1 pseudogene is annotated in these 411 nt (G+C 39.9%); it reads left to right on the top strand.

Going from position 1 to position 411, the window contains the following annotated elements:
• Positions 1 to 265: pseudogene (locus A3712_RS27965) on the top strand (hypothetical protein); the annotation flags it as partial.
• Positions 266 to 411 lie beyond the last annotated feature (146 nt).

Genomic DNA, 411 nt, shown 5'->3' with positions numbered 1-411 from the left:
CGATACATCAAAGACGGCCGAACATGACTATGAAGTCAACGAGCTCAAGCAGTATGATAGCTTACTCTTAGTTGGCGGTACCGAACATGTACAAAAAGCAATGATCACGCTATTTGGTTTTTCAGTCAGCGGCGATGCTTTGATAGTCGACAATATCAAGGGTCCAGAGCAAATTAAAGTCAAAAGATATGCACCAGATACGGAAGTACCTGTCCAGGAAAAAGCAATAGGACTTCTTAAAATGCTAAAATCTGAGAGTAAATAAAGCTCGACTACAATAAGTTATAACCAAGAAGCCGCTGAAGTCTAACCGAAGCGGCTTTATTATGTAATCAGAAGAACTATCAACCCCCCGTTTTAGATGGAAATCCAACCTTTATAAAGTTGGTCGCATCTTAATTTAGTACTTGC

It is taken from the genome of Vibrio sp. HI00D65, from assembly GCF_001635455.1.
In the GTDB taxonomy this organism is placed as follows: Bacteria; Pseudomonadota; Gammaproteobacteria; order Enterobacterales; family Vibrionaceae; genus Vibrio.
Note: the sequence above shows the minus strand (reverse complement) of the source record. Positions and strands in the feature narration are given on the sequence as shown.